This is a genomic window from Trinickia mobilis, assembly GCF_017315705.1.
GTDB lineage: Bacteria > Pseudomonadota > Gammaproteobacteria > Burkholderiales > Burkholderiaceae > Trinickia_A > Trinickia_A mobilis.
Window position 1 is genome coordinate 1 of record NZ_JAFLRF010000056.1, and the last position, 12,275, is coordinate 12,275.

The 12,275-nt window shown below is 64.7% G+C and carries 11 protein-coding genes; 2 read left to right on the forward strand and 9 right to left on the reverse strand.

Going from position 1 to position 12,275, the window contains the following annotated elements; all coding sequences use genetic code 11:
* Positions 1–187: 187 nt before the first annotated feature.
* From J3489_RS33890 to phnS, 8 genes are all read right to left on the reverse strand, one after another.
* Positions 188–733, reverse strand: a complete 546-nt coding sequence (locus J3489_RS33890) for a phosphonate degradation HD-domain oxygenase (protein ID WP_207005184.1) — start codon at positions 731–733, stop codon at positions 188–190.
* A gap of 4 nt (positions 734–737) precedes the next feature.
* Positions 738–2,201: a phosphonoacetaldehyde dehydrogenase gene (gene phnY, locus J3489_RS33895; RefSeq protein WP_207005185.1), complete on the reverse strand. Its 1,464-nt coding sequence runs from the start codon at positions 2,199–2,201 to the stop codon at positions 738–740.
* Positions 2,198–3,457, reverse strand: coding sequence for a phosphonoacetate hydrolase (gene phnA, locus J3489_RS33900; RefSeq protein ID WP_207005186.1), 1,260 nt, complete (start codon positions 3,455–3,457; stop codon positions 2,198–2,200). Before phnA ends, phnY begins: the two co-directional genes overlap by 4 nt.
* 78 nt (positions 3,458–3,535) lie before the next feature.
* Complete coding sequence (locus J3489_RS33905) at positions 3,536–4,234, reverse strand: phosphonate utilization associated transcriptional regulator (protein WP_207005212.1); 699 nt, start codon at positions 4,232–4,234, stop codon at positions 3,536–3,538.
* Between the two features lie 87 nt (positions 4,235–4,321).
* Positions 4,322–5,194, reverse strand: a complete 873-nt coding sequence (gene phnV / locus J3489_RS33910) for a 2-aminoethylphosphonate ABC transport system, membrane component PhnV (protein WP_207005187.1) — start codon at positions 5,192–5,194, stop codon at positions 4,322–4,324.
* Positions 5,184–6,116 (reverse strand): 2-aminoethylphosphonate ABC transporter permease subunit, encoded by a 933-nt coding sequence (gene phnU, locus J3489_RS33915; RefSeq protein WP_207005213.1) that lies wholly within the window; start codon positions 6,114–6,116, stop codon positions 5,184–5,186. Before phnU ends, phnV begins: the two co-directional genes overlap by 11 nt.
* Entirely contained in the window at positions 6,094–7,194 is a 1,101-nt protein-coding gene (gene phnT, locus J3489_RS33920; RefSeq protein WP_207005188.1) for a 2-aminoethylphosphonate ABC transport system ATP-binding subunit PhnT, read from the reverse strand. The genes phnU and phnT overlap by 23 nt, the downstream gene beginning before the upstream one ends.
* Before the next feature lie 80 nt (positions 7,195–7,274).
* Positions 7,275–8,366 carry a 2-aminoethylphosphonate ABC transporter substrate-binding protein gene (gene phnS, locus J3489_RS33925; RefSeq protein WP_207005189.1) on the reverse strand — a complete coding sequence of 364 codons (1,092 nt, stop codon included), beginning with the start codon at positions 8,364–8,366 and terminating at the stop codon, positions 7,275–7,277.
* A gap of 358 nt (positions 8,367–8,724) precedes the next feature.
* Between phnS and J3489_RS33930 the strand changes: the two genes are divergently transcribed.
* The gene (locus J3489_RS33930) at positions 8,725–9,837 is read left to right on the forward strand and encodes a 2-aminoethylphosphonate--pyruvate transaminase (RefSeq protein WP_374193515.1); all 1,113 of its coding nucleotides are present in this window, start codon (positions 8,725–8,727) and stop codon (positions 9,835–9,837) included.
* A 67-nt stretch (positions 9,838–9,904) separates the two neighbouring features.
* Positions 9,905–10,828: a glutaminase gene (locus J3489_RS33935; RefSeq protein WP_207005190.1), complete on the forward strand. Its 924-nt coding sequence runs from the start codon at positions 9,905–9,907 to the stop codon at positions 10,826–10,828.
* A 1,113-nt stretch (positions 10,829–11,941) separates the two neighbouring features.
* Here J3489_RS33935 and J3489_RS33940 read toward each other — a convergent pair.
* On the reverse strand, positions 11,942–12,275 hold a 334-nt coding region (locus J3489_RS33940; RefSeq protein WP_207005191.1), incomplete at its 5' end, for a hypothetical protein.

Here is a 12,275-nt window from a genome sequence, read left to right on the forward strand (position 1 = left end):
TCGCGCCCCACTCCGAAGCGCGAAAGACCGAAATTCTAGCCACCCCCTCGCGTCCTGGCAAGCGGTATTTTGAAGAGAGTTGAGCGACGCGAAGACGCACGTGTCGCTCAACATGAAGAGGAAGTTGATAGCGCCTTTGCGAACACGCTGCCTATGTGTGGTCGTGGTTAAGAACGCAACTAAACCGCTAGCACATCACTCGCTCAACTACGCGCAAGAAGTGCTCGATATCCGGCGTCTCTTTTCCTGCCGTCTTAGCGCGGTCGTCCCATTGCCGCAAACACAGTGCATCCTGCGCATAAGGCATCTGCAGGAATGCCTGCGCCTCTTCGTCGCTAAACACGCCGCCTTGCAATTTGAGGCTGCGCACCGAATCCTCGGAGAGCTTGCCAAAATAAGTCTTGTCGATTGCGCACAAGCAGCGCTTCGCATCCACGTGCAATCGAATCGGCTCGAGCACCGCGGGCGGCAAGATCGGCCGCAAGAACGGCAACGCGAAATACTGATGGAGATCGTCGATGCCGCGCGCCGTCGGTGTCTCGCCGTGCAGGTTCAACAAATGCCCCAGGTCGTGCAGGAATGCCGCCGCGACCAGCTCGTCGCTTGCGCCTTCGTCTTCTGCGAGCTTGCCGCTCTGCAACGCGTGCTCCAGTTGGCTGACAGGCTCGCCGCTGTATGCGATGCCGCCATGCTCGGCAAACAACGCGCGGATATCGTCGAGACTCAGTGCCATTCACTCACTCCCACGGCAATGAAAACGTCTTGAGGTTCGTAAAGCTCTTCATCGCTTCTTGAACCCCTTCCTTATAGCCAAGCCCCGAATCCTTGATGCCGCCGAACGGCGTCAGCTCGATCCGGTATCCCGGCACCTCCCAGACATTGACCGTCCCCACGCGCAATTCATTGACGAAGCGCGCGATCAAGTCGCTGCGATACGTGCACAAGCCCGACGACAATCCAAACGCCGTGCCGTTGCTGATGCGGATGGCGTCGTCGATCGTGTCGAACGTGATGATCGGCGAAACCGGGCCGAACGTTTCCTCGCGCACGAGCGTCATCGAGGGATCGACGCGGTCGACGACCGTCGGCGAATACAGCGCGCCGGCGCGCTGGTTGCCGGTGAGCAGCCGCGCGCCTTGAGCGACCGCTTCGTTCACGCGCGCCTCGAATAGCTGGGCGGCAGGTTCGTCGATGACGGTGCCCATCTGATTGGATTCGTCGAACGGGTCGCCATAGGACCAGGCCAGCGTCTTTTCGACGACCAGCTCGGTGAATCGTGCGGCAATGCTCTTTTGCACCAGCATCCGCTTGACTGCCGTGCACCGCTGGCCCGAGTTTTTATAGGAGCCTTGCACCGCGAGCGATGCGGCGCGTTCGACGTCGGCATCGTCGAGCACGATCAGCGGATCGTTGCCGCCTAGCTCCAGCACGACGCGCCGGTAGCCCGCTTTAGAGGCGATGTATTTGCCGATCGCCACGCCACCGGTAAACGTCACCAGTTCCACCGCAGGGTTCGTGATGAGTTCGTCGGCGATCTCGCGCGGGTCGCCGGTCACGACCTGCAGCATCGGCGCGGGCAACCCGGCCTCATACAGGATGTCCGCCAGAAAATACGCCGACAGCGGCACCTTCTCCGATGGCTTCAACACCACGCGGTTGTTGGTCGCGATCGCCGGCGCGATCTTGTGCGCAACTTGGTTCATCGGGTGGTTGAACGGCGTAATCGCGACGATCACGCCCGCAAGCGGCTCGCGCTGCGTAAACACGCGCCGCGACTTGCCGTGCGGCGTCAGGTCGCACGAGAAGCTTTGTCCGTCGTCGCGCAGCGCTTCGAGCGCGGCAAACTTGAACACGTCGGCGACGCGGCCGATCTCGTAGCGCGAATCCTGTTTCGACAAGCCCGATTCGAGCGAGATCAAATCGGAGGCAGCCTCCGTACGTTCTCGCAACAGCGCGCCGGCGCACTCCAAAATCTGCGAGCGCTCATAGCGCGACAGCTTCGCTCGATAGTTCGCCGCAAACGCCAGCGCGTCGCGCACGTCCTCGACGCTTGCGAGCGGCACAGTGCCGGCACGCTGCCCGGTATGAGGATCGAGGACGTCGAGCGTACGCTCGCGCGCAGCACGTTCGCCCTTGATTCGCAGCGCTTCCGCACGAAACGCGGGGTGATCGACCCGTTGGTGATGGCTGAGCGTATTCATGATTGCGGCGACAAGTGATTCAGCGCGACATCGAAGATGTCGAAATTGCGCATGCGCGCGCGGCCCGGCACGCCGTCGGTCTTGCGGTTGAAGACAAGCGGCACGGTCTGCTCCGACAACCCGCCGTGCGAACGCAGCGGCACGGTCAACCCCGAGAGGTCGTGCTCGTCGCGGCGCGTGCCGAGCACGACGTTGCGCCGGCTCACGACGACGACATCGCCGACGCGATCGCCGGGCAGCTCGAATCGCTCGCACGCGGTCCGGTTATCGAGCGCGATGTCGATGCCGTCCATCGCGGCGATGCGCTCGATGATTTGCGAGGCGTCGGAATCGCGCGGCAGGTAGATCGTTGCAAACGACCCAAGCGCGCCGTGGTGCACGACGTACGGATCGGTGATCGGCAGGATCACTCGGGCGGCCCGCGCGCCGAGCCATTCGTCCATCACGTCCTGCAAATAGATGACGTTCGGCTCGCCGGTTTGCGGATCGTGCTTCGCGTTCATGCCGTGGTCGGCGGTGAGTCCGATCGCCCAGCCCAGCTCGTCGAGACGCGCGAGATAGCGGTCCATCATGGCGTAGAACGCGTTGGCGTCGGCGCTGCCCGGTGCGGCCTTGTGCTGGACGTAGTCGGTCGTCGACAGATACATGAGGTCGATCTTGCGCGTTTGCGCCAAGCGCACGCCCGCCGCAAACACGAATTCCGACAAGCCCGCGCTGTACACGTCAGGCAGCGGCAGTCCCACGAGCTCGAGCACGTTGTCGATGCCGTTTTCTTCGCGCGTCGCTTGATCCGCCTTTTCGGCCGAGAAGCACATGCCGTTCAACTGCCAGCCGAGGAGCCGGCGCAGCTTGTCTTTCGCGGTGACGACGGCCACCGTCGCGCCCGCCTTCGCCGCCGCGGCGAGAATCGTCCCGGCGCGCAGATAAGCGGGGTCGTTCATCATGACTTCCGCGCCTTTGCCGCCGTCCGCGTCCGGGTCCCAGAAGTAGTTGCCGCAAATGCCGTGCACCGAAGGCGGCACGCCGCACACGATCGACAGGTTGTTCGGGTTCGTGAACGACGGGATCACACAATCGCCCTTGAACGCCGCGCCGTCGCGCAGCATCTTGCCGACGAACGGCGCGACGCCCGCGGCGACGGCCGCTTTCAGATAGTCGTATTCGCAGCCGTCGACGCAGACGACCACGGTCGGCACGGCCGGCATCCGGTAGGCGCGGCCGTTTACTTCGATTGTGCGTTCAAGATTCGCTGACATCTTTGGTTCCATGCGCGCCGGTCACGCGCGTTCGTTCATCGGATTCATCGGGTCCGTCGACGCGTCTCACGCCGGCGATTACGCAGAAGACTCTTCATAAGCGGCATGCGCGCGCCGCCTGCCGCCCTCCACGTGCGCGCGCATCAGCGCCTGAGCGCGCGCGGGATCACGCGACGCCAGCGCCGTCACGATCGCGCGGTGCTCGGCGAGCGACTTTTGCATCGCGTCGGCGTGCACGCTCAGCGCGGCACGCCGGAACAGACTCAATTCGCCGATGAGCCGCCGATACGTTTCGTGCAGCTTGCCGTTGCCCGACGCCGCGACGATCGCGTCATGAAATGCGACGTTGATGCGCGCGTAGGCGTCGGGGTCGTGCGCGGCAAGCGCTTCGCTCATCGTGTCGAGGTGCTCGCGCAGCAACGCGACCTGCCTTGCGTCGATGCGCGCGGCGAGCATCCGGCACGCGGCCTCTTCGAGCGCCGCGCGCACGGCGTAGATCTCGTCGGCCTCGGCGAGCGTCACGCTTCGCACGAACACGCCGCGGTGCTTCTCGGTGCGCAGCAGCCCCGCTTGTTCGAGCGCGCGAAAGGCCTCGCGCACCGGCCCACGGGACACTTTCATGCGCGCCGCCCAATCGGCCTCGTTGAGTTTGTCGCCCGGCTCCAGCGCGCCGCCGATGATGTTGCGCTCGATCTCGTCGCGCACCAGCGCGGGCAGCGAATGGCTGCGCAGGACCTCGATCGGATCGAGCGTTCGCATTTCCATATTTTCAGTCATATTCACATTTTTTGCCACATCGCCGCATAGGAATCGCTAATGGCCGACCCGCATCCGCATGCGCGCCGGCGCGTTCGTTCTATCCCGTCAATCGATGCGTTTGCGCGGCACGCGCGCGGCAATCAGCAGCAACGCGGCGAGCGACGCGAGCAGCAGGACCAGCGACAGCGCCGACGCCGGCAAGTAGTAGCCGCGCTCGACCTGCCCGACGACGACGATCGGCACGGTCGCGAAGCCCGGCGGATACACCGTCAGCGTCGCGCCCAGCTCGCCGAGCGACAGCGCGAACCCGAGCGCGAGACTCGCGCGTATCGAGGGCACCAATTGCGGCAGCACGACGCGGCGCAGGACCGTCGAAGGCGGCGCCCCGAGACTGGCCGCCGCTTCACGCAGAACCGTCAACTCGGGGCGCAGCGCGGCGGCCGCGCACCGGTAGCAGAACGGCATCACGAGCGCCAGTTGCACGAGCACGACGATCGCCGCGGAACTCGACAGATCGAGCGGACGCTTGTGATAGGCGATCAGCACGGCAAGCCCCAGCACGACGCTCGGCACGCCGTTGGGCATCATCGCGAGCATGTCGACGAACGAGCCGAGGCCGCGCCGGTCGCGGCCTTCGAGCGCAAGCGCGAGCCACAGGCCGAGCGCCGTGCCGAGCACGGATACGCCGAAGCCGATTTCGAGGCTCGTCGTCAGCGCGTCGAAGTCGCTCGAGCCGAGGCGCTCGAACCAGCGCATGCTCAAGCCGTCGGGCAGGATCGTGCCGGACCAGTGAGCGGCGACGCTGGAGAGCGCGACGACCAGCACCGGCAGCACAAAGAGCCAAAAGCACAGCAGACCGGCGAACAGAAGGAATGCCCCGCTGCCGATACGGGCAATGAGCGTGCGGCGCGCCGGGTGCGGCGCAGGTTTCACCCTGGGCAGGCGCGGCACGGCGCCCGGATTCAGATCAGCGGCCATTTCCAGCGCTCCCCGCTTTGCGCCGGTTGACCCGGCGATACAACGCATACAAAGACAACGACATCGCGAGCATCACGACCGCGCCCGCGGCGGCGGTCGGCAAGTCGAGATCGACGGTCGCCGAACTATAGATCGCCACCGGCAGCGTGATCAGATGCGCACTGCCGAGCACGAGCAGAATGCCGAACTCGTTCAACGTGAGGAGGAAGCACAGGATCGTGCCCGCCGCGATACCGGGCCACGCGATCGGCAGAATCACGCGCCACGCGACCATCCAGCCGTTCGCGCCGAGGCTTTTCGCAGCTTCGACGAGCCGCATGTCGAGCGTCGCGAACGAGGCGAGCGTCGGCCGCACGACGAACGGCGCGTAGAACACGACCTCCGCGAGAATCACGCCGCCGATCCCGAACAGGAAATCGAGCGGCGGCTGATCGAGGTGGAAGAGGCGCTGCAAGCCGATGCTGACGGAGCCCTGCGAGCCGTACAGGAAGATCAGCGTGAACGCGACGAGAAACGACGGAAACGCCACGAACAGTTCGAGAAAGCGCGTAACGAGCTTCGCTCCCGGAAACGGCTTGAAGAACAGCATCGACGCGAGCGCGACGCCGAGCACCGAAGCGAGCCCGGCGCTCGCGAACAGCACCCACAGCGTGGTGCCGACGACGCCGCGCGTCTCGGGGTTCTGAAAGAACGCCGCATACGCCTGCAGGCTCAAACCTCCGTGTGCGCCGGTGAGACTCAACAGGACGAGGCGAATCAGCGGATAGATGACGAGCGGCCCGAGCACGACCACCGTCAGGAACACGAGATGCCATTGCGCGGCACGCTCGCGGCGGCGGGCTGCGGCGGCATGCGCGGCGGCGGTCGCCGCGCGGCGCGCATCGAGTGCGGCCAACGCTTCAGGGGTGGATAAGGACGACATCATCCGCCTCGTAGCGCAAGGAAATACGCGCGCCCTTTTCGGGCGTCATGCCGAGGCCGCGCTGCGTGGCGACCAGCACGGGCTCGTTCGGCATCGCATCGAGCACTACCTGCACCGACAGCGCCGAGCCGTACCATTCGACGGACGTAATCGCGCCATGCAGCGCGCCCTCGCCGAGCGGCACGATGCGCAGGCGCTCCGGGCGGATGCACGCGACGCGGTCGCGCTCCAGGTACCGCGCATCGCCGATCGGAAACGCGACCTGCGGCGGCAGCAGGTTGGCCGCGCCGAGATAGCGCGCGACGAAGCCGTCGTTCGGCGCGTCGTACAACTGCTGCGGCGTGCCGAGCTGAGCGACGCGGCCTTCGCGCATCAAAAGCGTGCGGTCGGACAGCACGAGCGCGTCGTCCTGATCGTGCGTGACGCAAACGATCGTCAGGTTCGGCAGGCGCTCATGCAGCGATTTCAATTCGGAACGCACCGATGCGCGCAAATTGGCGTCGAGTGCGGAAAGCGGCTCGTCGAGCAGCAGCACATCGGGCTCGATCACGAGCGCGCGCGCGAGCGCCACGCGCTGCTGCATGCCGCCCGACAACTGGGCCGGCATGGTGTGGCCGGCGTCGCCGAGCTGCACGAGCTTCAACGCATCGGCGACGCGCCGCGACACCTCGCCCGACGACACGCGCCGCGCACGCAGCCCGAACGCGACGTTCTCGAACACCGACAGATGCGGAAACAGCGCATAGCTCTGGAACAGCAGGCCAAGATTGCGCTTGTGCGGCGGGACCTGCGTGAGATCGCGGCCCGCGACCGTCAGCGTACCCGCCAGACCTTCGGTTTCGACGAAGCCGGCGATGAACCGCAACAACGTGGTCTTGCCGCAGCCGCTCTTGCCGAGCACCGTCAAGAGCTCGCCGCGCTCGATCGTCAGCGATAAATCGTCGAGCACCGTGCGCGCGCCGAAGCGCACGGTCAGGTGTTCGATGTGCACGCCGTCCGGCGTGCCCGTCAGCGCGTCTTCCCGCGCGTCACGTGCGGCGCCCAGCGCGCCGGGGTGAGCAAGACTGGCAGTTGTCACCGGCTTCATCCTCCTGCTTGATTGCTAGGGCCCGTCCGCGTCGAGGACAGGCCCTGACCACTACAGCTTGATTGCGCGGCTTACTGCGCCGGCTTCACGACTTCGATCTGCTTGCCCGAATTGCCGATCACTTCGTTCTTCCAGCGGGCTGTCCAGTCGGCCTTCTTCGCCATCACGTGGTTCCAGTCCACCGGCACCAGCTTCACGCCCGCGATCGCCTGCTTGACCGCTTCGCCGTTCTTGCCCGTGAGCGGCACGTCGGTGCGGCCCGGGATGCCGAAGATGTCCGGCACCTTCGACTGCACGTCCGTCGACATCAAGTAGTCGATCAGCTTCTTGCCTTCAGCCTGGTTCGGGCCGTTCTTGATCAGGCCGATCGCGTACGGCAGCTGGAACGTGGTCGGCTGGCCGCCCGGCTTCGCGGCGAGGAAGATCGGCTTGAGCGACAGGCCGCCGTTGGCCGAGTCGTCGAGGTCCATCTGCAGGTCGCCGTTCGCGACCGCGATTTCGTTGCGCGACAGCAGCACGTCGAGGTAGCCCGTGCCCTTCGTGTGAAACTTGGCGCTCTGCTCGAGCTTCTTCAGGTACTCGAACGCCTTGTCTTCACCCATCAGCGACGTCGTCAGGATGATGACCGCCATGCCGTCGCCGGCCGTGGCCGGGTTCGAGTAGGCGACCTTGCCGCTGTAGTCGGGCTGCAGCAGGTCCGCGAACGTCTTGGGCTGCGTCTTCACGACATCCGGATTGATCGCGAACGAGAAGTAGTTGTTGACGAACGTCGCCCACGCGCCGTCCGGCGCCTTCGCGATCGCCGGCACGTTCTTGTAGTTCACGCTCTGGTACGGCTGCAGGAGGCCGGTTTGCCCCGCCTGCTGAATGAACGGCGGCAGCGTGACGATCACGTCGGCCTTCGGCGAATCCTTCTCGACCGTCGCGCGGTTCACAACTTCGCCACTTCCGGCCGTCACGATGTTGACCTTGACGCCTTCCTGTTTTTCGAACGCCGGCAGCACGTCCTTATAGAGGTTTTCGAGGCCGTCGGCCGTGTACAGCACCACCGCATCGGCGGCGTGCGCAGGCATCGCCATGCCCTCGAACAAGGCCGCCGCCGCGAGGGCCGGCAGCAGCTTGCGAACGATACGGGCAGTCGCGTGGTGATTCATCGTCTTCATCTCGTTTTCTCCGAAGGGCGGAAAAAAAACTAATGATCGGGAAAACCCCGATTCCTGTTGTGAGTGAACGGCAGCGCGGCTGCGCTGCACACATTGCCACAGTCGGGCGCCGTATTTTGCAGATTGTCGACAACCCGAGAGCTGCTTGCACAGCCCGTTTTCGAGCCAAAGGCTACGTCCGGCGCTCTCACCTAGGCCTGTGCGGGCACGGCAAGAATCACAGGTTTCCGTGACAGCGGCATGACGATTCTCACAAAAACCAAAAAATGACACAATTCGCCAATAAACTACATGGTGATCGATATGCCGAATCGGCGCCTTCACCCCTTTCTTGCCCCTCATTCGACAAGGAGCCATTGTGATTCTAGGTAACGAACCGGTCCTGCTCACGCCAGGACCACTGACGACTTCGCCTGCGACCCGGCAAGCGATGCTGCGCGACTGGGGCTCGTGGGACGCCGCCTTCAACCAGCTGACGCAAAGCGTTTGCGCCGATCTGGTCGCCATCGCGAACGGCGGCCATGAATACGTGTGCGTGCCGCTCCAAGGCAGCGGCACGTTCTCGGTGGAAGCGGCGCTCGGCACGCTCGTGCCGCGCCAAGGCTGCGTGCTGGTGCCGAACAACGGCGCGTATTGCGCGCGCATCATCTGCATCCTCCAGCGGCTCGGGATCGATTACATCGAGCTTTCGCTCGACGACGACGAGCCCGTCAGCGTGGCGGCCATCGAAGACGCGTTCAACCAGGAGTCGCGCATCACGCACATCGCGCAGGTGCATCTGGAGACGAGCGCGGGCCTTTTGAATCCGCTCGACGACATCGCTGCGCTCTGCAAGCGCCATGGCAAGAGCCTGATCGTCGACGCCATGAGCTCGTTCGGGGCGCTGCCGATCGACCTCTCGCGCGGCGGCATCGATGCGCTGATTTCGGCTTCCGGCAAGTGCCTCGAAGGCGTGCCGGGCATGGGCTTCGTGATCGTGCGGCGCGACGTGCTCGAAGCGAGCGAGGGCCGCTCGCCGTCGCTCGCGCTCGATTTGCACGATCAGTACGTCTATATGCGCAAGACGACGCAATGGCGCTTCACGCCGCCGACGCACGTCGTCGCTGCGCTGCGCGCCGCGCTCGACCAGTTCCTGGCCGAAGGCGGCAGGCCGGCACGCGGCGCGCGCTATGCGAAGAACTGCGCGGTGCTCGTCGAAGGCATGCGCGCGCTCGGCTTCGAGCCGTTTCTGAAACCTGAGGTGCAGGCTCCGGTGATCGTCACGTTCCATGCGCCGCGCGACCCCGCTTACGACTTCAAGACGTTCTATGCGGCGGTGCGGGAAGCCGGCTACGTGCTCTATCCGGGCAAGCTGACGAAGATGGAGACGTTTCGCGTCGGCTGCATCGGCGCGATCGATGCGAACGAGATGCGCAACGTGGTCGCGGCGATCGAGCGGACGCTGACGGCTCTGGGCGTGCGGGTGCGCTGAAGGACGGCGAAAGCGGGCTGCGGTATCATCGCGGCCCGCGCTCATGGGCTTTCGGACACCCCCGTCAATGACCGATCAGAACTATTCCGCGATCCTCGAAAAGATTCATCGCGACATCGCGCCTTGGCGCACCTCGGGGCGCGTCGCCGATTACATCCCCGAACTCGCCAAGGTGCCCGCCGAGCGCTTCGGCATGGCGGTCGTCACGCTCGACGGCCAAGTGTTCTCGGTCGGCGACGCGCAAGAGCGCTTTTCCATGCAGAGCATTTCGAAGCTCTTTGCCTGCACGCTCGCATTCCAGTTGCTCGGCGACGCGCTCTGGGAGCGCGTCGGCCGCGAGCCGTCGGGCAACGCGTTCAATTCGCTCGTCCAGCTCGAAAGCGAGCACGGCGTGCCGCGCAATCCGTTCATCAATGCGGGCGCACTCGTCGTCACCGACGTGCTGTGCCGCCGCTTCGTGCGCGCCGACACTGCGCTCGTCGAGTTCATGCGGCGCCTGACCGGCGTGACAGACCTCGACTACGACCTCCGCGTCGCCAACTCCGAGCTTAAGCACGCCGAACGCAACCGCGCGATGGCGCACTTCATGGCGAGCTTCGGCAACCTGCAGATGCCGCCCGAAATCGTGATCGACGCCTATTGCCGCCAGTGTGCGATCGAAATGAACTGTGTCGAACTCGCGACCGCCGCCCTCTTTCTCGCCAACGGCGGCGTCGCGCCGGCGTCGGGCGAGCGCGTCCTCGACGCGAGTTCGACCAAGCGCCTTTCGGCGCTGATGCTGACCTGCGGCACCTACGACGCGGCGGGCGACTTCGTGTATCGCGTCGGGCTGCCGGCGAAAAGCGGCGTCGGCGGCGGCATCGTCGCCGTGCTGCCGGGGGAGATGGCCGTGTGCGTCTGGTCGCCCGGGCTCGACGCGAACGGCAATTCGCTTGCGGGCGTGAAATCATTGGAGTGGTTGACCACGCTTACCGGGCAGTCGATTTTTTGATAGCACTCGCGCAGACACCCCCAAAAAGTTTGGGGTGTCCGTATTTGTGGTTGATGCCGGGGTTCTCCGGCGCGTCGCAAAAATTGGGCACACGAATGTGCGCCGCTTGGCGGACGCATTTCGACCCGAAGCGGACTTCTGGGATAACCATGCAGCGGCGGCGCTTCCCGTCAAGGTTGAGCAGGTTCACAAATAGATCATTCACTTCCATCTTTTCCCAGTTCGAACCGCGCCTCGCTTGGCGAGGATCCTGTTGGATCGGGTATGCCCATGCTATGTCCACGATCTCACAATTCAATTGGGGTTCGGCCGAACAGGCACAGCGAATGCTCCACCTGCATTGTGGGCGGCGCCAATTATCTTGGCCGACCGGCCATGCTGCTGGACGCTGTCGAATCGTGTCGTCGCTGTGGAGTCATCGCGGAAAACGCCGGACGGCGACTCCGTCGGGATCGGCCACGAAGATGGCGAGCGTTTTCATAGCTCAAAGGCCTACGATAGAAAACCCGGTACACCGCTCCAGTTGTCTTGGCGAAACCAGGGGGTCGAACACGCAGAACGGTCCCGCGGCTCATTTCAATGGGCACTCCGCAAGGGGAGGGCACATGAACGTAGTGAATGGAAGGATCAGACGAAACGCTCCGAAGCGTGTTGTAATGTTCAGGCAGGCCGAGCTTGCGCATTCGGGTGCAGGTAGCCCGGATGCAGACATCAAGGCCGCACCGCCTGCGCGGCGCAGACGCCTTGCGCTTTGGGTTGCGTCGGCAAGCGCATTGGCTGTCGGGGTCATGGGTATCGTCGCGTATGGCGATCGGTTCGACTCTGATCAGGCGCTTGGGATCCTCGGAACCACGTCGCCAGCGCAACACACGTCTTGGTCCGGTCATGTCGCGCTATCTTCATCGCCTCCCGCTCGCGAAACCGCGGTTGCCAGTGCCGAGCTCGCCCCGCCTGTGTCTTCCGCTCCGTCCGATCATCGCGCTGGACCTACTCCGGATTCTGCTGCGCCGCAGTCGGTTACGCGAGGGCCTGGTCAAGCAAGCTATGCCGCCACACAGATTCGCCGCCATTCGGCGCCGCACGTGAGAGCAATCGCGCGGCATGCGCCCGGGATCACCCGACCCACATCGCCAACGCAACAAGCGTCTTCGTCCGGTGATGCCGCGAGTTCATCGTCACCTCCTGCCCGGGGAACTGCAATTGACAGTGCTGAGCTCGCCCCGCCCGCGTCTTCCGCTTCGTTCGATCACCGCGATGAACCTTCTCCGAATTCTGCTTCACTGCAGTTGGTTGAAGGACAGCCCGCAGGCGGTCACGGCGGAGGTGGTTCGGGCGTAGGCGGTTCGGGCGCAGGCGGTTCGGGCGCAGGCAGTTCGGGCGCAGGCGGTTCGGGTGCAGGCGGTTCGGGTGCAGGCGGTTCGGGTGCAGGCGGTTCGGGTGCAGGCGG

Excerpts from the sequence above, each read along its gene's own strand:
- phnV (WP_207005187.1), bottom strand. The coding sequence starts at position 5,194 with ATGGCCGCTGATCTGAATCCGGGCGCCGTGCCGCGCCTGCCCAGGGTG.
- J3489_RS33890 (WP_207005184.1), bottom strand. The coding sequence starts at position 733 with ATGGCACTGAGTCTCGACGATATCCGCGCGTTGTTTGCCGAGCATGGC.
- J3489_RS33905 (WP_207005212.1), bottom strand. The coding sequence starts at position 4,234 with ATGACTGAAAATATGGAAATGCGAACGCTCGATCCGATCGAGGTCCTG.
- phnS (WP_207005189.1), bottom strand. The coding sequence starts at position 8,366 with ATGAAGACGATGAATCACCACGCGACTGCCCGTATCGTTCGCAAGCTG.
- J3489_RS33935 (WP_207005190.1), top strand. The coding sequence starts at position 9,905 with ATGACCGATCAGAACTATTCCGCGATCCTCGAAAAGATTCATCGCGAC.
- phnY (WP_207005185.1), bottom strand. The coding sequence starts at position 2,201 with ATGAATACGCTCAGCCATCACCAACGGGTCGATCACCCCGCGTTTCGT.
- phnA (WP_207005186.1), bottom strand. The coding sequence starts at position 3,457 with ATGTCAGCGAATCTTGAACGCACAATCGAAGTAAACGGCCGCGCCTAC.
- phnU (WP_207005213.1), bottom strand. The coding sequence starts at position 6,116 with ATGTCGTCCTTATCCACCCCTGAAGCGTTGGCCGCACTCGATGCGCGC.